Source organism: Micromonospora sp. NPDC005413 (assembly GCF_040606435.1).
Classification (GTDB): domain Bacteria; phylum Actinomycetota; class Actinomycetes; order Mycobacteriales; family Micromonosporaceae; genus Micromonospora.
In genome coordinates, this window is record NZ_JBEXEV010000007.1 from 178,059 (window position 1) to 197,785 (window position 19,727).

The following is a 19,727-nucleotide window of genomic DNA, read 5'->3' on the forward strand; positions in this document are numbered from 1 at the left end:
CCGATGCCGATCTCACGCATCGGACCCGGACACCGCGTAACCAGTGACTCGGAACACCTCTCAGCGCACCGGCGGACGGTCCCATCCCGGCGGAAGTTCGTCCGGTACGTCCCAGTTTGACGGAGGCGTGAAGTCGCACCAGGTGCCGTCGAACGGGAACTCACCAGCCTCGGCGAGCAAGATCAGCCGCTCCCCCTCGGCGCGGACCGCCTTCTCGTCGGTCACCCAGTAGTGGTCACCGAAGGCGAGCCGCTCAACGAACTCGTCCTCGTCCTTCCAGTCCCAACTGAGGTCCGGGCGCACCACCACGTCCAGGTCCTGGTCCACCACGTCGACACCGGCCACCGGCCCGTCGTCCCAGCGGACACCGGGCTCCTCCAGGTTGACGTACCAGTTGGTGAACCGGCCCTGCCCGTCCCGGAACCACCAGACGGAGTGTGCGGCCCCGGTGGGCAGGAACTTCAGCAGCGGCGGGCCGTCCCAGCGCCCGTGCGCCAGCCGGTACGTCGACGAGATCCACTCGGCGAACGGCATCGCCCGCAACCCCAGCCCCGCCTCGGTCACCTCGTGGGCCACCGGGGAGTCCCGTGCGATCCACACCAGCAGGCCCCGCTCGTCATCGCTGACCACCCGGCCCGGCCGGACCCACCCGATCCGACCGTGCCGCACGTTCCGGTGCATGATCAGCCGACCCGCCTCAAACCCCACCCCGCGCCGCCGCACCCGCACTCACCTCGTTGATCTAGGGCATATCGTTGTCAACAGAGATCAACTAACGACAATATGCCCTAGATCAACGAGGCGGGGCAGTGAGCGCACCTCAGTAGGCGCGGGCGAGAATGGCGACCAGGTCGGGCTCGTCCTCGGAGTCCGGTACCGAGCCGTCGGCGCGCAGCAGGCAGCGCACCGTGACGCCCTGGCCGTTCGCCTCGGCCTCACCGGCCACGCCGACCGCCGACCACGGCACCCGCGCCCAGCCGTTCGCGGCGGCCTCGATCGCCTCGGCGAGGGTGGCCACCTCCACCGTGCGCGACTCGCGGTTGGCCAGCGCCTGGTCGTGCAGCACCTGCTGGTCGGTCTCCAGCGCGGCCAGCACCGCGGCGACCACATCTGCCACCGGCGTCGGGGTCTTCGACCCGTCGGTGCGGCGCACCACCGTCGCGTTGCCGACGGCCAGGTCACGGGGGCCGACCTCGACGCGTACCGGATAGCCACGCAGCTCAGCGTCGACGGCCCGGCGGCCGAACGCGGTGTCGGTCCGGTCGTCGAGCGCAACCCGGACACCGGCGTCGCGCAGCCCGTCGCGCAGCTTGGCCGCCGCCTCGCCCACGCCGTCGCCATCCTTGACCACCATGACGTACGCCTGGATCGGCGCCAACCTCGGCGGCACGCGCAGGCCGTTGTCGTCGCCGTGCGCCATGATCAGGCCGCCGAGCATCCGGGTCGACGTGCCCCAGGAGGTGGTCCAGGCGTGTTCACGGCCACCCTCCTTCGAGGAGTAGCTGATGTCGAACGCCTTGGCGAAATTCTGACCCAGCTCGTGGCTGGTGCCCAACTGCAGCGCCTTGCCGTCGCCCATCATGCCTTCACAGGTGTACGTGGCCGTCGCGCCGGCGAACCGCTCGCGAGCCGTCTTCAGGCCCACCACGACCGGGATACCGATCACGTTGACCATCAGATCCTCGTACGCCTCGTGCAGGATCCGCCGGGCGTACGCCCGGGCGTCCTCCCGCGTGGCGTGCGCGGTGTGCCCCTCCTGCCAGAGGAACTCGCTGGTACGCAGGAAGATGCGCGGACGCAGCTCCCACCGGACCACGTTCGCCCACTGGTTGAGCAGCAGCGGCAGGTCCCGGTACGAGTCGATCCACTTGGCCATGAACTCGCCGATGACCGTCTCGCTGGTGGGACGCACCACCACCGGCTCGGCGAGAGGCTTGCCACCACCGTGGGTGACGACCGCCAGCTCCGGCGAGAAGCCCTCGACGTGCTGCGCCTCGCGCTTGAGGTAGCTCTCTGGGATGAACAGCGGGAAGTACGCGTTCTCCGCACCCGCCGCCTTGATCCGGGCGTCCATCTCGGCCTGCATACGCTCCCAGATGGCGTAGCCGGCCGGTCGGATGACCATGGTGCCGCGGACCGGGCCGTTGTCGGCCAGCTTCGCCTTGGCGATCAGGTCCTGGTACCAGCGGGGGAAATCCTCCGCACGGGGAGTGAGCACGCGAGCCATGACCGCACATCCTATGCGCCACGCGGGGGGACGCCGCGTCCGGGAGCCGTCGAGCCGTGTCGCAGCCGCCCGTCGCGTCGGCCATGACGCGTGCTGGGCGGGTCGAGAACGCGCGCTGGGCGGGTCGACGAGCGCCGATAGAATTCGACCACCATGACTGCATCGACTGACTCACCGCGCCGGCGCCTGCGGGACACGATCGTGGACGCCGCCCGCGCGCGGACCATCGACGCCGGCTGGGACGCCGTCCGGATGGGTGGGGTGGCCACCACAGCGGGAGTGAGCCGGCAGACCGTCTACAACGAGTTCGGCAGCAAGGCGGGGCTCGCCGAGGCGCTCGCCCGCCGCGAGGTGGACCGGTTCGTCGGCGACGTCCGCGCCGCACTGCTGGCGCACGACTCCGACGTGCGGGCCGGCGCGTACGCGGCGATCGCGCACACCCTCGCCACGGCGGCGGACAATCCGCTGGTCAAGGCCATCCTGACCAGTGCCCGGGGTGGCTCGGACGAGCTGCTGCCCTACCTGACCACCCGGGCCGAGGTGGTGCTCACCGAAGCTTCCGGCGCGCTGATCGAGTGGGCCGGCGACCACCTGCCGGGAGCCGACCCGGTCGCGCTGGCCTTCGCCGCCGACAGCATCGTCCGCCTGGTGGTGAGCCACATCGTGCTTCCCCGCTCCCCGATCGACCAGACCGCCTCGGGCCTGGCCGACCTTGCCGTACGCCTCTTCAGCGCCGCCGCGACCCAGCCCAACCGCTGACCCCCGACCAGCCCAGTCCCCGCGCCCGGCGACCCCGCGATCCCGTCCCCCGCGCCCGCGCGCCTCCGCATTCCCACCCCTCCACGGCCACCACGCCCCCGCACCCCCGCACCCCCGCACCCCCGCACCCCCGCACCCCCGAGATCGTGCTGCTTCCTGGATGTAGTGGCATCCCAAGGAAGCCGAGGCCACTACATCCACGATCGAGCACGATCTTGGGGCGACGGCGACGGCGACGGCTGCGGCTGCGGCTGCGGCTGCGGCTGCGGCTGCGGGCACGAGGCCGACGGCGACGGCGTCCGGGCGAAGGTCAGCGGACCACGCGGCCGCGGAGGATCGTGCGGGACGGGGCGCGGACGACGCGCAGGTCGCGGCGGGGGTCCTCGGGGTAGACGGTCAGGTCGGCGAGGCCGCCCTCGACCAGGCCCGGGAAGCCGAGCCACTCCCGGGCGCCCCAGGAGGCGGCGGCGAGCACGTCGATCGGCGCCATGCCGGCCCGCTCGTGCAGCAGCAGCATCTCCTCTGCGGCGAGCCCGTGGTCGATGCCACCGCCCGCGTCGGTGCCCACGTAGATTGGCACGCCCGCCTCGTGCGCGGCCCGCACCACCTCGGGGAAGCTGTCGCGCAGCGCCAGCATGTGCTCGGCGTACCCGGGGAACTTGTCCCGCGCCTGCTCGGCGATCCCGCCGAAGGTCGCAATGTTGATCATCGTGGGGATCAGCGCGGTGCCCTGGCGGGCCATCTCGTCGATCAGGTCGAGGCTCAGCCCGGTGCCGTGCTCGACCGAGTCCACACCGGCCCGCACCATGATCTCGACGGCCGACTCGGAGAAGGTGTGCACCGCCGCGCGTACCCCGGCGTCGTGCGCGGCCCGCACGGCCGCGGTGAGGGTGTCCGCGTCCCAGGCCGGCGCCAGGTCGCCCACGCCGCGATCGATCCAGTCGCCGACCAGCTTGACCCAGCCGTTGCCGGCCCGCGCCTGTGCGGCCACCGTCGCGGCCACCTCGGCCGCGCCGACCTCCACGCCGATGTCGCGCAGGTAGCGCTTCGGTGGCGCGACGTGTCGGCCGGCGCGGGCCAGTCGCGGCAGGTCCGGCTCGTCGTCCAATTCGGGGTACGGGTACGGCGAACCGGCGTCGCGGATGGCCAGCACCCCGGCGTCCCGGTCGATGTGGGCCAGCTCGCGGGCCTGGTCGAGGGAGGTGATCGGGGCGCCGCCACGGGCGATGCCGATGTGGCAGTGCGCGTCGACCAGGCCCGGCAGGACGAAGCCGCCGTCGGCGACCGTCTCCGCCCCGGGTACCGGGGTGAAGGTCACCCGGTCGCCGACCAGCCAGAGATCCCGGACCTCGTCGTCGGGGAGCAGCACACCGCGCACATGAAGAGCCATGTGCACAGTCCTACCCGATCATCCCGGCGTCCGCGACGTCGCCCACCGTCACCGACACGCGTCAGCGGGGGTGGTTGTCGCCGCCCTTGCCGAGCTTGTTGAAGTCGATCTTCGGAAGCTTGAAGCCGGGCGGCAGGCCCTGGCCACCAGCGAGGTCGTTCGCGTCCATGCCCGGCGGGAGCTGCGGCATGCCACCCGGGAAACCGCCCGGCATCCCGGCGCCGGCGCCGGTACGCGGCCGGCCGCCACCCTTGGTGCCCTTGCGCTTGTTCTTGGGGCTCTTGGTCGCCTTGCGCCGGCCGCCGCCGGGCAGGCCCATCATGCCGCCCATCTGCTTCATCATCTTCTGCGCGTCGGCGAAGCGGTTGAGCAGCTGGTTGACGTCCATCACCGTGACCCCGGAACCGTTGGCGATGCGCGCCCGACGGGAGCCGTTGATGATTTTCGGGGTGGTGCGCTCGGCGGGGGTCATCGACCGGATGATCGCGGTGACCCGGTCGAAGTGGGTGTCGTCCAGATCGGCGAGCTGGTCTTTCATCTGCCCCATGCCCGGCATCATGGCGAGCACGTTGGCGATCGGGCCCATCCGCCGCACCGCGATGAGCTGGTCGAGGAAGTCCTCCAGAGTGAACTGCTCACCGCCCATCAGCTTGGCGGTCATCTTCTCCTTCTGATCGGAGTCGAAGGCCTGCTCGGCCTGCTCGATCAGAGTGAGGACGTCGCCCATGCCAAGGATCCGGCTGGCCATCCGGTCGGGGTGGAAGACGTCGAAGTCCTCCAGCTTCTCACCGGTGGAGGCGAACAGGATCGGCTGCCCGGTCACCTCGCGGACCGACAGCGCGGCGCCACCGCGGGCGTCACCGTCGAGCTTGGAGAGCACCACACCGGTGATGCCGACACCGTCACGGAAAGCCTCGGCGGTGCGGACGGCGTCCTGACCAACCATCGCGTCGATGACGAAGATGACCTCGTCCGGCTGGACCGCGTCGCGGATGTCGGCGGCCTGCTGCATCATCTCGGCGTCGATACCGAGTCGGCCGGCGGTGTCGACGATGACGATGTCGCGGGCAGCCCGCTTCGCGTGCTCGATCGACGCCCGCGCCACCTGCACAGGGTCACCGGTGCCGTTGCCGGGCTCCGGGGCGTACACCTCGACGCCGGCCCGGCCACCGAGCACCTGCAGTTGCCCGACGGCGTTGGGGCGCTGGAGGTCGGCGGCGACCAGCAGCGGCTGGTGGCCCTGGCCCTTGAGCCAGCGGGCCAGCTTGCCGGCCAGGGTCGTCTTACCGGAGCCCTGGAGGCCGGCCAGCATGATCACCGTCGGCGGCTGCTTGGCGAACTGGAGCCGCCGACCCTCACCGCCGAGCACCTTGATCAGCTCTTCGTTGACGATCTTGATGATCTGCTGGGCCGGGTTCAGCGCCTGGGAGACCTCGGAGCTGCGGGCGCGCTCCTTGACGGCCGCGATGAAGCCCTTGACCACCGGCAGCGCGACGTCCGCCTCCAGCAGCGCGAGACGGATCTCGCGCGCGGTGGCGTCGATGTCGGCGTCGGTGAGCCGCCCCTTGCCGCGGAGCTTGGTGAAGATCCCGGACAGGCGGTCACTCAAGGTGTCAAACACGCGAACATCCCGTTTGTCAGTGTTCCGGCGGGCACAACGCGGCCGGCACTGCGGAGTCCGGCCACCGCTAGGGTAACCGGCCGCCCGCACGGCCGCTGTCGCCCGGCCCGGCCGGCCTTCCAGGCCTCAACCGGACACCAACCCCGACTGGTACGCGAAGACGACGAGCTGGGCCCGGTCCCGGGCTCCCAGCTTGCCCATCGCCCGGCTGACGTGGGTCCGCGCGGTCGCAGGGCTGACCACCAGCCGTAGGGCGATCTCCTCGTTGTTCAGGCCCTCACCGACCAGGCCGACCACCTGGCGCTCCCGGTCGGTCAGCGCGTCCAGCCGGGGGTGCGGGCGAAGCACCCGGGACGGCCGGGTGGCGAACTCCCGCACCACTCGACGGGTCACCGACGGCGACAGCAGCGCCTCCCCCTCGGCGATCAGCCGGATCGCGCGTAGCAGCTCGGCCGGTCGGGTGTCCTTGGTGAGGAACCCGCTCGCGCCGTGCCGCAGCGCGTCGAAGACGTACTCGTCCAGCTCGAAGGTGGTGAGCACCACCACCCGCGTACCGGTCAGGTCGGGGTCCGCGACGATCCGCCGGGTCGCCTCGATGCCGTCGATGCCGGGCATCCGGATGTCCATCAGCACCACGTCCGGCCGTTCCCGACGCGCCAGCTCGACCGCCCGCAGCCCGTCGGCAGCCTCACCGGCCAGCGTCAGGTCGTCCTCGCTCTCCACCAGCGCGCGCAGACCGAGCCGGACCAGGTCCTGGTCGTCGGCGATCAGCACCCGGATCACGCGGCCGGCTCCACGGGTAGCCGGGCGTACACCCGGAACCCGCCATCGGCGCGCGGCCCGGCGGCCAACCGCCCGCCCAACGCCGCGACCCGCTCCCGCATCCCGGCCAGGCCGTGCCCGCCGACACCGTCACCGTCACCGGCCAGATCGATCCCATCGCCGGCTGCGCCCGTGCCCCCGTCCGTGACCTCGACGGTCAACTCCTCGGCCCGGTAGCCGACGGTCACCTCCGCGTCGGAGACCCCGGCGTGACGCAGCACGTTGGTCAACGCCTCCTGCACCACCCGGTACGCGGCCAGGTCCACCGCTGCCGGCAACTCCCGAGGGTCGCCGACCACCCGCATCTCGACGGCGAGACCGGCCCCGGCGAGCCGGTCGCGCAGCGCCGGGAGCCGGGCCAGACCGGGCACCGGCCCACGCTCCGCACCCTGCCGAACCGCGCCCAGGGTGACCCGGAGTTCGTCCAACGCCTCCCGGCTGGTCCGGCTGATCGCGGTCAGCGCGATCTCCGCCTGCTCGGGCCGTTTCGGCAGCAGGTGCAGGGCGATCTCCGCCTGCATGCTGATCGCGGCCAGCCCGTGCCCCACCACGTCGTGCACCTCCTGAGCGATACGCAACCGTTCCTCGTCGGTGCGCCGCCGGGCCTGCTCGGCGCGACCACGGGCCTCCTCGGCGCGGCTGCGCGCGGCCGCCTCACGGTTGACCCGCACCACCACCCCCACCGCGAACGGTACGACCAGCCAGGCCGACGTGGGCAGTACCGCCGTCCAACCGGGAGCCGGGCCTCGGGAGACGAAGACGTGCGCCAGCAGCACGACGAACGCTCCACCGGTGGACAGTGCCGCCGGGCGCACCGGCAGCCGTACCGCGACGGTGTACACCGCGACCAGGAAGGTGAGCAGTATCGGCCCGTACGGGTACCCGCTCACCAGGTACGTCGAGGTGGTCACGGTGACCACGGCGAGGGTGGCGACCGGGGCGCGTCGCCGGGCCAGTAGGGCGAGCGCGGCGACCACGATCAACACCCGACAGGCGGCGTCCACCGGTCTCGACCCCGGCTGGTTGTCTCCGGCCAGGCCGGTGGCGAACAGCCCGAAGCCGAGCAGCACCAGGGCGAGCACGGCGTCGGGAGCCGTCCGCCCCGCCCACTGCCCACTCCACCGCATGGCCGTCATTCTGCCGGCGTCGGCGCTCCACGGCGTGCGTCCAGGGGCGGCACCCCCACTACGCCCTCGGACGTACCCGCCGCCCCCTCGCCACCCACGGCGGCCGGGTCGGGGGCCCACGTTCGTGCGAGCGTGATGACTCTGAGGCGTAAATATGACTCTGAGGTATCACGCTCGTGGGAGCGACCGGGCTCGTGGGAATGACCGTCGGCCGGGCAACCAGCGCCGCCACGCGCGGCAGCCCGGACAGCGGCTGCCGCCACTGGCCGGCACCGAGTGGGTCAGACGGCGGCCAGGACGGCGGCCTCCAGGTTGGCCCGGGTCGCGTCGTCCGGCCAGCCGCCCACCAGGTAGAAGGCGTCGACCACGTCGGCTCCGAGGGTGGAGATGCGGGCTGCGCGGACCAGGGCGCCCGCCTCGTCGAGCGCGCAGGTGACCCGGTAGAGCAGCCCGGCGGCGTCCGCGGCGCGTAGCTCCAACAGCACGGCGTCGGTGGCCGCCTCGCGGTGCCAGACGACCCGGGGGGCCGCTCCGCCGCTCCGTGCGGCGAGCGCACGGCCGCGCAGCCGCTGGGTGACCGACACGTCGCCGCCGACCGCCCTGCGCAGGTCGGCGCGGAGTGCGACCGGGTCCGGCGGCAGACCGTAGCGGGGTTGCACCCGGCACTCCACCAGGGCACGGCCGTCGACCACGGAGGCGTCCGCGGAGATCACTTCCAGCCGGTGCAGGGCCAGGCAGCCGGCAACCGTGGCGAGCAGGCCCCGCCGGTCCGCCGCGGCGACTGACACCCGGTCCCCGGTCAGGTGGACGACCGGCAGCGGCCCGGCCAGCAGCGCCGGGTCCGGGGCGGGCGGATCGGGCAGCACGCCGGTGTCCAGTGCGGTGCGGACCCGGGCGACCAACTCGGCGACGAGTCGGCCCTTCCAGTCCGACCAGGCCGCCGGCCCGGTCGCCGCCGCGTCGGCGCGGACCAGCGCGTGCAGCAGGTCGAGGGTGCCGGTGTCGCCGACCGCCTCGGCCACCGAGGCGATGGTGACCGGGTCGGCCAGGTCCCGGCGGGTGGCCACGTCGGGCAGGAGCAGATGCAACCGGACCAGCGTGCCGATCAGCTCGACCTCGGTGGGGGGCAGACCGATCCGGGTCGCCACCGCCTGGGCCAGTGGCACACCGACGGTGCTGTGATCACCGGTGAGCCCCTTGCCGATGTCGTGCAGGAGGGCGCCGAGGAGCAGCAGATCGGGGCGTTCCACCTCGCGGGCGTGGCGGCTGGCCTCGTGAGCGGCCTGCACGAGGTGCCGGTCGAGGGTGTAGCGGTGCACCGGGTTGTGCTGGGGCAGGCTGCGCAGCCGGGTCCACTCGGGCAGCCAGCCGTCGACCAGCCCGTACCGGTCGCAGGTCTCCCAGGCCGGCACCAGGCCGGGACCGGCGCCGAGCAGGGTGGTCAGCGCGGCCCGGGCCTCGGCCGGCCAGGGCGCGGGCAGTGGCGGGCAGTACGCCGCCAGCCACTCGCAGGTGGCCCGGGCAATCGGGAGTCGGGTCGCGGCAGCCGCGGCGGCGACCCGCAGCGAGAGGCTCGGGTCGGGGCGTGCCCCGATCGCCGTCCGGGCCAGCACCAGTTCCCCGTCGTGCTCGACCACGTCGCGGGCCACGGGACGGCGGGCGGGTCGACCGTTCCCGCCACGGGACCGGCCGGAGCGCAGCCGGTCGGCGGCACGGAACGCGTCATCCAGGGCGTGACTGACCGTGCGGGCGTCACCGGCGACCCGACGCAGGAGGGCGTCACCGTCCTCAAGACCGAGCAGCGCGGCCACTCCGTCCCGTTCCTGTGCGACCAGCCGGTCGACCCGGCGGCCGACCTGCTGGTGCAGGGCGTCCCGGGTGTCCAGCAGGCGCAGGTGAGCGGCGCGTACGGCGGGGCGCAGCGCGTCGGTGATGCCGGCGGCGGAGATGGCCCGCAGCAGACCCACGTCGCGCAGACCGCCGGCGGCCTCCTTGAGGTCGCCCTCCAGCAGGAAGGCCAGCTCCCCGTGGGCCCGCCAGCGGGCTTCGGTGACCTCCCGCAGGCCGGGCAACTGGCGGACGGCGGTCCGCCGCCAATGATCGGCGGCGGTGCGGATCAGCGAATCGGCCAGCGCCCGGTCGCCCACGACCAACCGGGCGTCGAGCAGCCCGAGGGCGACCTTGACGTCGTCCTGCGCCACCGAGAGCGCCTCCGAGACGGTCCGTACCGAATGGTCGAGCCGCAGGCCCGCGTCCCAGATCGGGTACCAGACCGAGGCGGCCAACTCGTCCGTGCCCGGTACACCCGCGTGCAGCAGAACCAGGTCGAGGTCGCCGTACGGCGCGCACTGTCGCCGGCCCAGCCCACCGACGGCGATCAGCGCGACCCCCTCCCGCGCGGGCAGCAACCCGCGCAGAAAGTCGTCGTAAGCAGCCGCGCGCGCGAGCCGAGCAGCCTCGCCGACCCCGCCGCGCACGCCGACGACCTCGTTGATCAAGAGGTTGGCGTCACCGTCATCGGCGTGTCCTGACGCGTTCTTCTTGATCAACGAGGTCATGTCGGTCGTGGCCGGGATCAGAGTGCGTCGAGGCCGCGTTCGCCGGTACGCACCCGGACGACCTCTTCGACACCGGTGACCCAGACCTTGCCGTCGCCGATCTTGCCCGTCCGGGCAGCACCGACGATGGCGTCCACGATCTTTTCCACGTCGATCTCGTCGGTGAGCACCTCGACCCGGATCTTGGGCAGGAACTCGACCGTGTACTCGGCACCCCGGTAGACCTCGGTGTGCCCCTTCTGCCGCCCGTACCCCTGCACCTCGCTGACGGTCAGCCCGGCCACCCCGAGGGCGTGCAGAGCTTCCTTCACCGCGTCCAGTTGGTACGGCTTGATGACCGCGGTCACCAGCTTCATGTCCAACCCCTCCATCCCAGGAACGTTAACCGGCGACCTTCGCGCTGACCGGCTCGGCGGTGTCCGCCTCCGGCTTGGCATCACTCGTCGCGCCGCCACCGGGAGTGCCGATGCCGGCCATCGCGAACGCGCTGCCCGTGCCGCCGCCCGCCGGTGACAGGTCGTAGCTGCTCTCGGCGTGCTCGGCGATGTCGATGCCGTCGGCCTCAGCCTCACCCTTGACGCGGAAGCCGATCGTCTTCTCGATGACGAAGGCGAGCACCCAGGCGATGCCGAACGACCATACGGAGACGATCAGGCCGGCGAGCGCCTGCCGACCCAGCTGGGTCGCGCCGCCGCCGTAGAAGAGACCGTCCGAGGCACCCACCACGTCGCCGATCGCGGCGTTGACCGAGTTGGTGGCGAAGAGACCGAGCCAGAGCGACCCGATCCAACCGCCGACGAAGTGCACGCCGACCACGTCGAGGGAGTCGTCGTAGCCGAGCTTGTACTTGAGGCTCACGGCCAGCGCACACACGACCCCGGCGACGATGCCGAGCAGGACGGCGGCCCAGGGGGCGATGAAACCACAGGCCGGGGTGATGGCGACCAGGCCGGCAACAGCGCCGGACGAGGCACCGACCATGGTCGGCTTGCGGTCCTTGATCCACTCGACCGCGATCCAGCCGAGCACCGCCGCCGCCGTGGCGAGCTGGGTGTTGATGAAGGCGAGCCCGGCGACGGAGTCGACGGTCAGCTCCGAGCCGGCGTTGAACCCGAACCAGCCGAACCACAGCAGACCCGCACCGAGCGCGACCAGCGGGATGTTGTGCGGCTTCATGCCCTCGCGCGGCCAACCGAGCCGCTTGCCGAGCACCAGAGCCACGGCCAGGGCCGCCGCACCGGCGTTGATGTGCACCGCGGTGCCACCGGCGAAGTCCAGTGCGTGGATGTCAGCGCCGATGATCCCGCCGCCCCACACCATGTGGGCGACCGGGAAGTAGACCAGGGTGGCCCAGCCGAAGGCGAACAGCAGCCAGCCGGCGAACTTGGCCCGGTCGGCGATGGCCCCACTGATCAGCGCGACGGTGATCACCGCGAAGACCATCTGGAAGGCCATGAACACGTAGAGCGGAACCCCGATGCCGCTGGGGTTCTCCGCCGTCGCGCCCCAGAGGTCGGTCTCGGCGAGGAAGGTCTTGGTGCCGAGGTACGCGCCCGGGTCGCCCCAGAAACCGTTCACGTCGGCCCCGAAGGCGACGCTGAAACCGTAGAACCACCACAGAATAGAGATGAGCCCGATAGCGGAGAAGCTCATCATCATCATGTTGAGTACGCCCTTGGCCCGGTTGAGGCCGCCATAGAACAGCGCCAGTCCGGGGGTCATGAGCAGCACGAGCGCGGTCGAAACCAGCAGCCAAACGGTATTGGCGCCGTCGATCGTCGGTGCTTCAGGCACGCTGGCCTCCTAAAGGTGAAGTCCTCCTTCGCGGCTTTCCGGGGCAGCGTCGCCCGTAGGCCGGTTGCGCGGAAGCTTCGCGGCCGGCTGTTTCACTTAGGGTCCCGTGCGGGTTTCCGTTTCGTGACGGGTTGTTTCGGACGTGTCACGAAGTCCGCACAGTGGGCGGCATGGACGGTGGTGGATCGGCCAGACGACGTACGCCGATGGCCGACCGGCCATACGCATCGACCGACCCGCTCACCGGGGTTGGCCGCGCATCGACCGGCAGGCGCTCAGCGGAGGGCGTTCTCCAGGGCGTGCCGCTCGTAGTCGAGCAGCCGCAGATCACGCATCGGACGGCGCAGGTGGCCCTTGTGCACGATCCGGACGAACGCCGGCTCACCGGCGGCGGCCATTCGGCGGATCCCCTCGACGTGGTCCACGATCCGCTTGCGGATGGTCCGGATGAGCCGGTGCCGGTCCCGGGGGATCAGCCCGTACGCGTCGGCGAAGAGCCGTAGTCGGCGCGGCCGGTCCGGATGGTTCCAGCCCAGCGTGATGGAGTCCCGGTCCGCGAAGATGGGCACCCAGGTCCAGGCCGCGTACGCCACGTCGTAGATCCGGGCACCCGGCGAGGCGAGGTCGAAGTCGATCAGCCCGAGGGTGCCGTCCGGCCGCCAGATCACGTTGTGCGGCGCGGCGTCGTGGTGGCAGATCACCTCGGTGTCCGGTGGTGGGGGCCCGAACGAGCGCCACACCGCCCCCGGCGGCGGGGTGAAGCCGTACTGCGCGTCGTGGAACATCCGCAGCATGGTGGCGACGGTGACCAGCGCCTCGTCGGTCACCCAGTGCGGGGCGAGCGGATATTCTCCGCACTCCCCCTCCAGGTACGACAGCACCTCACGGTTGCGCTCGTCCATGCCGAGTGCTCGGGGGGCGCCGGTGAACCCCACGTACTCCAGGTGCCGCAGCAGGGCGTGCACGGACGGTGTCCACGGCCCGGCATTGCGGCGGACCGTGTCGCCGACACGGACAACGGTGCTCACGTTGCCGCCGTGCAGCGGGATCTCCTGCGAAGTCACGTACGGTCTCCCGAGGCGCTGCGAAGGGTGGCCGGGGTCGCGCCAGCCCGCGTACGCGCGGTTGTCACTGGTCACCCGAGACTACGCGTCCCGTCCGGTGGCCTCGGTCCCCAGCAACGCGTCAACGAACTGCGCCGGGTCGAACGGGGCCAGGTCGTCCTTGCCTTCGCCGAGGCCGACCAGCTTCACGGGGATGCCGAGCTTGCGCTGCACGGCGATGACGATGCCACCCTTGGCGGTGCCGTCGAGCTTGGTCAGCACCACGCCGGTCACGTTGACCACCTCGGTGAAGACCCGGGCCTGCTCCAGGCCGTTCTGCCCTGTTGTGGCGTCCAGGATGAGCAGTGTCTCGTCGATCGGGCCCTGCTTCTCCACCACCCGCTTGACCTTGCCCAGCTCGTCCATCAGGCCGACCTTGTTCTGCAGGCGGCCGGCGGTGTCGATGAGCACGGTGTCCACGCCGGTGTCGATGCCGCGCTTGACCGCGTCGAAGGCGACGCTGGCCGGGTCAGCGGCCTCGGGCCCACGGACGGTCTCCGCGCCGACGCGCGAGCCCCAGGTCTCCAGCTGGTCGGCGGCGGCGGCCCGGAAGGTATCCGCCGCGCCGAGCAGCACGCTACGGCCGTCAGCCACCAGCACCCGGGCGATCTTGCCGCAGGTGGTGGTCTTGCCGGCACCGTTGACGCCGACGACCAGGACCACCGCCGGCACGCCGTCCTTCGGGGCGGTCCGCAACGACCTGTCCAGGCTCGGGTCTAGCGCGTTGACCAACTCGGCGGCGAGCAGTGCGCGCAGCTCGGAGGCCGAGCGGGTGCCGAGCACCAGGGTGCGCTCGCGCAGCCGGTCGACGATGTCCCGGGTGGCGTCGACGCCGACGTCGGCGGTGATCAGGCTGTCCTCGATCTCCTCCCAGACGTCCTCGTCGAGATGGTCGCGGGCGAGCAGACCGAGCAGGCCCTTGCCGAAGACGTTCTGCGAGCGGGACAGCCGCGAGCGGAGCCGGACCAGCCGCCCGGCGGTCGGCTCGGGCACCTCCACGGGTGCCTCAAGCACCGGCGGAGGCTCGACCAGGACGCCGGTGGACAGATCGGACTCCGGTGCCTCGACCGGCGGGCCGGCGAGATCTTCCTCAGCTCTGGTGTCGACCTCGGTGCGTGGCAGCGGAGGCGCGGGCCGCCGCCGCAATCGCGGCACGACCAGCCCGACTGTGCCGGCGATCAGCACACCGAGCAGGACCAGAGCGAGGACGAGATATTCGGCCATGCCGGAATCCTGTCAGATGCGGGCGGCGGCGTCCCAGCCACCGCACCCGGCCCGGTGCCAGGAACCGGCGGTAGGCTCGGCCGCATGCCCGCCGCACACCTGCTCATCGGCCCACTCCTGCGGCGAGTGGTGGACACCCGGGCGACCATCTGGGTCGAGACGGCCGCACCCGCCGTGGTCACCGTCCGCACCGCCAGCGGCGCCACCGGCACCGCACCCACCTTCTCGGCGTACGACCACCACTACGCCCTCGTGGTGGTGGAGGGACTCACTCCGGACAGCGAGACCACCTACGAGGTGCTGGTCGACGACGAGATGGTCTGGCCGGTGCCGAGCAGCGGCTTCCCGCCGAGCGTGATCCGCACCCGGGCCGCCGACGACCGGGACCAGCCGGTCAACCTGATCTTCGGCTCGTGCCGGGAGACCACCCAGCACTCCACGACCCGAAAGCTGCCGCCGGACGCGCTGGACGCGTACGCCCGGCGGTTGATGGCCGACCCGGAGTCGAACGCACTGCCTGACCTGCTGGTGCTGCTCGGTGACCAGGTCTACGCTGATGTGACCTCGCCCACGGTGCGCCGGCTGCTGCGTCGACGCAGGCGGCGTCCAAAGGGTGCCCCGGCCGACCAGGTGGTCAGTTTCGACGAGTACACCAAGCTCTACCTGGAGTCCTGGCGTGATCCGGAGATCCGCTGGCTGCTCTCCACCGTGCCCAGCGTGATGATCTTCGACGACCACGAGATCATCGACGACTGGAACACCTCCGCGGCGTGGCGTGCCGACGTGCGCGAACAGCCGTGGTGGCAGGAGCGGATCGGCAGCGGGCTCGCCTCGTACTGGGTCTACCAGCATCTGGGCAACCTCTCCCCCGACGAGATCGCCGCCGACCCGGTCTTCAGCAAGGTCGCCGCCGCCGAGGACGCCACCAGCGTGCTGCGCGAGTTCGGGCACCGGGTCGACCAGGAGTCGGACCTGGCGCACGACACCGAACGCTGGCGTGCGGTGCAGTACCAGTGGAGCTACGCACTGGACCTGGGCCGGACCCGGCTGGTCATGCTGGACAACCGGTGCAGCCGGGTGCTCGATGGGGGCAGTCGGGCCATGCTGCCGCCCGGCGAGTGGTCCTGGTTCCTCGACCAGGCGCACGGGGTCTACGACCACCTGGTGGTCGGTGCCTCGCTGCCCTGGCTGCTGCCCCAGGGCATCCATCACATCGAGGCGTGGAACGAGAAGCTGGCCGACTCGCGCCGACCCTGGGTCGCACGCGGGGCGGAGAAGCTGCGCCGCGCACTGGACCTGGAGCACTGGGCGGCGTTCCGGCGTTCCTTCGAGGCGCTCGCGGAGACCTTCGCCCGGATCGGCACCGGCACCCCGGGGCAGTCCGGTGCGCGGGTCGGCGCCGGTCCGGCGTACGCCCCACCGGCGTCGATCAGCGTGCTCTCCGGGGACGTGCACCACTCGTACGTGGCCCGGGCCCGGTTCGCCGACCCGGCGGTGGTCACCCCTGTGCATCAGCTCACCTGTTCGCCGATTCACAACCAGGTGCCGGCCGGCATCCGTCCGCTGATGCGGCTGGGTTGGTCGCCCGGCCCGGCCGGTGCCACCCGGGCGCTCGCCCGCGCGGCGGGTGTGCGGCGACCGGGGGTGCGCTGGCGCAAGCTGGCCGGCCCCTACTTCGGCAACGCGGTCGCCACCCTGACCCACCAGGGCCGCGGGGCCGACGTGACCATCGAGGGCACCACGAAGGATGGCCACCTACGCCCGGTGATGAGCCGCCGGCTCTCCCGCGACGTCTGAGCCGACCCGGCCGTAGTCTGAGCCCGTGGACGAGCACCTGCCGGAGCCGATCCGGGCGGTCGAGCACGAACTGACCGCTCTGCTGCGCCGTGGTCGCGCGGTTTCCTGGGAGATCGGCCGCGAGGTGCACCCGAACCTCGAACCGAACACCTACGGGCTGCTGCTCTGGCTGCGCCGGAGTGGGTCGATCCGGTTGACGGAGTTGGCGGCGCGGCTCGGCGTGGGCAAGGGGACGCTGAGCCGGCAGATCAACGGGTTGGAGGCGCTCGGCCTGGTCCGCCGCGACCCCGATCCGAGCGATCGGCGGGCCGCGCAGATCAGGTTCACCGAGGAGGGCCAGCGCCGGTTCGATGCCGCCCGGTCCGCCCGGGTGGGCGAGTTCCTGCGCACTCTGAACGACTGGCCGACCCGGGACGTCGAGGAGTTCGCCCGGCTTCTCGGCCGGTTCAACGACACCCGGAAATGACCCCGCCGAGGCGGAATGATCCTTCCCTCGGACAAGTTGTTGCTTGAGGCAACCAAGGCACATAGTTGCTCCAGGCAACTTCAGACGGTTGCCACAGCAGCCTCACCTTTCCCACCTCGACTCCACTCGGAGGCAGCAACGATGAGCCAGGCGACAGCGCCCACCCGGGCGACCGGCGTCGACATGACCCACCGGCAGATCCTGGAGGCCCTCTCCGGTCTGCTGCTGGGCATGTTCGTCGCGATCCTCTCCTCCACGGTCGTCTCGAACGCGCTGCCGAGGATCATCACGGAACTGCACGGCGGCCAGTCCGCGTACACCTGGGTGGTCACCTCGGCCCTGCTCGCGACCACCGCGACCACCCCCATCTGGGGCAAGCTCGCCGACCTGACCAGCAAGAAGATGCTGGTTCAGCTCTCCCTGGGAATCTACGTACTGGGCTCGGTGCTGGCCGGTGCCGCGCAGGGCACCAGTGAACTGATCGCCTGCCGGGTGCTCCAGGGCATCGGCGCCGGCGGTCTCACCGCACTGGCCCAGGTGATCATGGCGACGATGATCGCGCCGCGCGAGCGGGGCCGCTACAGCGGCTACCTCGGCGCCGTGATGGCCGTCGGCACCATCGGCGGCCCGCTGATCGGCGGTGTGATCGTCGACACCTCGTGGCTCGGCTGGCGCTGGTGCTTCTACGTCGGCGTGCCCTTCGCCATCGCCGCGCTGGTCGTGCTCCAGAAGACCCTGCACCTGCCGGTGGTCAAGCGGAAGGCGCAGATCGACTGGTGGGGCGCCACCCTGATCACCGCAGCCGTCTCGTTGCTGCTGATCTGGGTCTCGCTCGCGGGCAACCAGTTCGACTGGGGTTCCTGGCAGTCCGTCGTCATGGTGATCGGCGCCCTGATGCTCGGCGCGCTGGCGATCCGGGTGGAGACCCGTGCCGCCGAGCCGATGATCCCGCCGCGCCTGTTCCGCAACCGCACCATCACCCTGGCCGTCGTCGCCAGCATCGCGGTCGGCGTCGGAATGTTCGGCGCCTCGGTCTTCCTCGGCCAGTACTTCCAGATCAGCCGCGGGCAGAGCCCGACCATGTCCGGCCTCATGACCCTGCCGATGATCCTCGGTCTGCTGGTCTCCTCCACGCTGAGCGGTCGAATCATCACCAGGACCGGCCGCTGGAAGCGGTTCCTGGTGGTCGGTACGGCGCTGCTCACCATCGGCTTCGCGCTGATGGGCACGCTCCGGGCTGACACCAGCTTCACCCTGCTCAGCGTCTACATGGCGCTGGTCGGCATCGGCCTGGGCATGACCATGCAGAACCTGGTCCTCGCCGTGCAGAACACCGTCGGCACGCACGAGCTCGGCGCGGCCAGCTCGGTGGTGGCGTTCTTCCGCAGCCTGGGCGGCGCGATCGGCGTCTCCGCGCTCGGAGCTGTGCTCGCCCACAAGGTCACGGGCTACACGTCAGAGGGCCTGGCCCGGCTCGGCATCCCCGCGTCCGGCTCGGGCAGCGGTGGTGTCCTGCCCGACGTGCACACCCTGCCCGGCCCGATCCGGGCAGTGGTGGAGAGCGCGTACGGTCACGGCGCGGGTGACATCTTCCTGGCCGCCGCCCCCTTCGCGCTGATCGCGCTGATCGCGGTGAGCTTCATCAAGGAGGTGCCGCTGCGGCAGCACAACAGCAATCCGGTTTCCGACGAGGTCGAGCGGGAATCGACCGTCGCTGCCGGCGCTGGCGCAGCGGTGGTCCGTACCGGCGAGCAGAGGTGAGGTAGCGCCATGAGTGTGGGAGCACCGGACCGCGAGGAGTACGGCCCCCGAACCCGACCGCTGCCCTTCGAGCGCGGCACGGACGGCCCTCGGGTGATCATGGTCGGCGTCGACGGCACCCGAACCTCCGAGCGGGCCGGCTCCTACGCCGCGGGCCTGGCCCGCCGACAGGGCGCCGCCCTGGTCGTGGTCTTCGTCAGCTCGGCGAGCGGGCTGACCGCCCTGGTTCCCGGAATGGACGCCGGCGCTGTCCAGCGCACCCACGACGAGTTGGCCGACGAGCTGCGTCGGGAGTGCCGGCGTGGGGCTGAGGAGCTGGGCCTGCGGGTGACCTTCCTCAACCGGCGCGGCGACGCGTACGGCGAACTGTGCGCGGCGGCCGACGAGTTCCAGGCCGACATGGTGGTCGTGGGCGCTTCCGAGCAGGCCGGTCACCGGCTGGTCGGCTCGGTCGCCACCCGCCTGGTCCGCACCGGCCGCTGGCCCGTCGTCGTGGTGCCCTGAAATCCGGTCGCGACTGTCGTACCCGGACCGCAGGATGACCGGATGACGACATGGAGAGCACCGGAGATCGACCGGACACCCGAGCCCCTCGTCGGTGACGAGCGCACCATGCTCGAGGGCTGGCTCGACTATCACCGCGAAACCCTGCTGCAGAAGTGCGCCGGCCTGACCGCCGAGCAGTTGCGCACGGCGAGCGTCGAGCCGTCCAGCCTGAGCCTGCTCGGGCTGGTCCTGCACATGACCGACGTGGAGCGGTCCTGGTTCCGCCAGCGCTTCGCGGGCGAGGTCCTGCCCGACCTGTTCGACTACGACACCGACAACGACGCCGACTTCCACGCCGCCGCCGACGCCGACCCGGAGGCCGCCTTCGCCACCTTCCGGGCCGAGGTCGAGGCGGCCCGGGCCGCGACCGCGGGACGATCCCTGGACGAGACGTTCCAGCTGACCCGCAGCGACGGAAACCGCACCTTCAGCCTGCGCTGGACGTACGTGCACATGATCGAGGAGTACGCCCGGCACAACGGGCACGCCGACCTGATCCGCGAGCGGATCGACGGCGTCACCGGCGACTGAC

Annotated in this window: 17 protein-coding genes; 6 read left to right on the forward strand and 11 right to left on the reverse strand. The window is 71.5% G+C overall.

The genetic code is table 11. The features are described 5' to 3' along the window. Nucleotides 1–60: 60 nt before the first annotated feature. Nucleotides 61–708, reverse strand: coding sequence for a DUF402 domain-containing protein (locus ABZS37_RS11945; protein WP_355168128.1), 648 nt, complete (start codon nucleotides 706–708; stop codon nucleotides 61–63). Nucleotides 709–820: 112 nt separating this feature from the next. Then, nucleotides 821–2,227 (reverse strand): proline--tRNA ligase, encoded by a 1,407-nt coding sequence (gene proS, locus ABZS37_RS11950; protein ID WP_355168082.1) that lies wholly within the window; start codon nucleotides 2,225–2,227, stop codon nucleotides 821–823. Nucleotides 2,228–2,380: 153 nt separating this feature from the next. Between proS and ABZS37_RS11955 the strand changes: the two genes are divergently transcribed. Further along, nucleotides 2,381–2,986, forward strand: coding sequence for a TetR family transcriptional regulator (locus ABZS37_RS11955; RefSeq protein WP_355168084.1), 606 nt, complete (start codon nucleotides 2,381–2,383; stop codon nucleotides 2,984–2,986). A 310-nt stretch (nucleotides 2,987–3,296) separates the two neighbouring features. Here ABZS37_RS11955 and ABZS37_RS11960 read toward each other — a convergent pair whose 3' ends face one another. From ABZS37_RS11960 to ftsY, 9 genes are all read right to left on the reverse strand, one after another. Continuing rightward, entirely contained in the window at nucleotides 3,297–4,376 is a 1,080-nt protein-coding gene (locus ABZS37_RS11960) for an amidohydrolase family protein (protein ID WP_355168086.1), read from the reverse strand. Between the two features lie 61 nt (nucleotides 4,377–4,437). Further along, nucleotides 4,438–5,997: a signal recognition particle protein gene (gene ffh / locus ABZS37_RS11965; protein ID WP_355168088.1), complete on the reverse strand. Its 1,560-nt coding sequence runs from the start codon at nucleotides 5,995–5,997 to the stop codon at nucleotides 4,438–4,440. Nucleotides 5,998–6,123: 126 nt separating this feature from the next. Next, nucleotides 6,124–6,780: a response regulator transcription factor gene (locus ABZS37_RS11970; protein WP_354997500.1), complete on the reverse strand. Its 657-nt coding sequence runs from the start codon at nucleotides 6,778–6,780 to the stop codon at nucleotides 6,124–6,126. Beyond that, nucleotides 6,777–7,946: a histidine kinase gene (locus ABZS37_RS11975; RefSeq protein WP_355168090.1), complete on the reverse strand. Its 1,170-nt coding sequence runs from the start codon at nucleotides 7,944–7,946 to the stop codon at nucleotides 6,777–6,779. The genes ABZS37_RS11970 and ABZS37_RS11975 overlap by 4 nt, the downstream gene beginning before the upstream one ends. A gap of 281 nt (nucleotides 7,947–8,227) precedes the next feature. After that, nucleotides 8,228–10,504 carry a [protein-PII] uridylyltransferase gene (locus ABZS37_RS11980; protein ID WP_355168092.1) on the reverse strand — a complete coding sequence of 759 codons (2,277 nt, stop codon included), beginning with the start codon at nucleotides 10,502–10,504 and terminating at the stop codon, nucleotides 8,228–8,230. A gap of 17 nt (nucleotides 10,505–10,521) precedes the next feature. Continuing rightward, nucleotides 10,522–10,860 (reverse strand): P-II family nitrogen regulator, encoded by a 339-nt coding sequence (locus ABZS37_RS11985; RefSeq protein WP_007456507.1) that lies wholly within the window; start codon nucleotides 10,858–10,860, stop codon nucleotides 10,522–10,524. Nucleotides 10,861–10,885: 25 nt separating this feature from the next. Beyond that, nucleotides 10,886–12,298 carry an ammonium transporter gene (locus tag ABZS37_RS11990; RefSeq protein ID WP_355168094.1) on the reverse strand — a complete coding sequence of 471 codons (1,413 nt, stop codon included), beginning with the start codon at nucleotides 12,296–12,298 and terminating at the stop codon, nucleotides 10,886–10,888. Between the two features lie 275 nt (nucleotides 12,299–12,573). Next, the gene (locus ABZS37_RS11995) at nucleotides 12,574–13,437 is read right to left on the reverse strand and encodes an aminoglycoside phosphotransferase family protein (RefSeq protein WP_355168096.1); all 864 of its coding nucleotides are present in this window, start codon (nucleotides 13,435–13,437) and stop codon (nucleotides 12,574–12,576) included. Between the two features lie 6 nt (nucleotides 13,438–13,443). Beyond that, on the reverse strand, nucleotides 13,444–14,625 hold the full coding sequence (gene ftsY / locus ABZS37_RS12000) for a signal recognition particle-docking protein FtsY (RefSeq protein ID WP_354997495.1): 1,182 nt from the start codon (nucleotides 14,623–14,625) through the stop codon (nucleotides 13,444–13,446). A gap of 84 nt (nucleotides 14,626–14,709) precedes the next feature. Between ftsY and ABZS37_RS12005 the strand changes: the two genes are divergently transcribed. The 5 genes from ABZS37_RS12005 (at nucleotide 14,710) to ABZS37_RS12025 (ending at nucleotide 19,726) form a co-directional block, all read left to right on the forward strand. Next, nucleotides 14,710–16,422 carry an alkaline phosphatase D family protein gene (locus tag ABZS37_RS12005; RefSeq protein WP_355168098.1) on the forward strand — a complete coding sequence of 571 codons (1,713 nt, stop codon included), beginning with the start codon at nucleotides 14,710–14,712 and terminating at the stop codon, nucleotides 16,420–16,422. 25 nt (nucleotides 16,423–16,447) lie between these two features. Continuing rightward, nucleotides 16,448–16,888 carry a MarR family transcriptional regulator gene (locus tag ABZS37_RS12010; RefSeq protein ID WP_354997493.1) on the forward strand — a complete coding sequence of 147 codons (441 nt, stop codon included), beginning with the start codon at nucleotides 16,448–16,450 and terminating at the stop codon, nucleotides 16,886–16,888. A 141-nt stretch (nucleotides 16,889–17,029) separates the two neighbouring features. Continuing rightward, nucleotides 17,030–18,649, forward strand: a complete 1,620-nt coding sequence (locus ABZS37_RS12015) for an MDR family MFS transporter (RefSeq protein ID WP_355168100.1) — start codon at nucleotides 17,030–17,032, stop codon at nucleotides 18,647–18,649. A 9-nt stretch (nucleotides 18,650–18,658) separates the two neighbouring features. Further along, nucleotides 18,659–19,153: a universal stress protein gene (locus ABZS37_RS12020; protein WP_354997491.1), complete on the forward strand. Its 495-nt coding sequence runs from the start codon at nucleotides 18,659–18,661 to the stop codon at nucleotides 19,151–19,153. A gap of 42 nt (nucleotides 19,154–19,195) precedes the next feature. Beyond that, the gene (locus ABZS37_RS12025; protein ID WP_355168102.1) at nucleotides 19,196–19,726 is read left to right on the forward strand and encodes a DinB family protein; all 531 of its coding nucleotides are present in this window, start codon (nucleotides 19,196–19,198) and stop codon (nucleotides 19,724–19,726) included. The last annotated feature ends 1 nt before the right edge of the window (nucleotide 19,727 follow it).